Consider the following 475-nt stretch of genomic DNA (forward strand, 5'->3'; position numbering starts at 1 on the left):
CCTACGGGTGGCTGCAGTCGAGAATCTTCGGCAATGGACGAAAGTCTGACCGAGCGACGCCGCGTGCGGGATGAAGGCCTTCGGGTTGTAAACCGCTGTCAGTTGGGAGGAAATATTAGGGGGTTATCCCCCTAGTTTGACCGATCTTCAGAGGAAGGACGGGCTAAGTTCGTGCCAGCAGCCGCGGTAATACGAACTGTGCAAACGTTATTCGGAATCACTGGGCTTACAGGGTGCGTAGGCGGCTTGTTAAGCAGGGTGTGAAATCCCTCGGCTCAACCGAGGAATTGCGCCCTGAACTGGCGAGCTGGAGTGGGACAGAGGTGTACGGAACTTCCGGTGGAGCGGTGAAATGCGTAGATATCGAGAGGAACACTAGTGGCGAAGGCGAGACTCTGGACAGTTTCTGACACTGATGCACGAAGGTCAGGGGAGCAAACGGGATTAGATACCCCAGTAGTCCTGTCTCTTATAC

1 rRNA gene is annotated in these 475 nt (G+C 55.2%); it reads left to right on the forward strand.

The annotated features are described in order from the left end of the window. A 16S ribosomal RNA gene (locus ACTHSN_RS10755) occupies positions 1-475 on the forward strand; the annotation flags it as partial.

The organism is Neisseria sp. P0009.S010, from assembly GCF_051958545.1.
Taxonomy (GTDB): domain Bacteria; phylum Pseudomonadota; class Gammaproteobacteria; order Burkholderiales; family Neisseriaceae; genus Neisseria; species Neisseria subflava_A.